The 267-nt window shown below is 57.7% G+C and carries 1 protein-coding gene; it reads right to left on the bottom strand.

Translation table 11 applies throughout. From position 1 onward, the window contains the following. Positions 1 to 267 (bottom strand): EF-Tu/IF-2/RF-3 family GTPase (locus IB256_RS30515; protein WP_263864897.1); only part of this gene is annotated, 267 nt, incomplete at both ends.

The raw sequence follows: 267 nt of genomic DNA, 5'->3' as shown, positions 1-267 counted from the left end.
CCAGAACCTGGCCACGCTCTACGTCTTCACGCTTGGTGCCACGCAGCAGAACGCCAACGTTCTCACCAGCACGACCTTCGTCGAGCAGCTTGCGGAACATTTCAACGCCGGTGCAGGTAGTTTTGGTGGTCGCCTTGATACCGACGATTTCCACTTCTTCCTGGATCTTGACGATGCCACGCTCAACACGGCCAGTTACCACGGTGCCACGACCGGAGATCGAGAATACGTCTTCGATCGGCATCAGGAACGGCTTGTCGATGGCGC

It is taken from the genome of Pseudomonas sp. PDM17 (genome assembly GCF_014851985.1).
GTDB lineage: Bacteria > Pseudomonadota > Gammaproteobacteria > Pseudomonadales > Pseudomonadaceae > Pseudomonas.
Note: the sequence above shows the minus strand (reverse complement) of the source record. Positions and strands in the feature narration are given on the sequence as shown.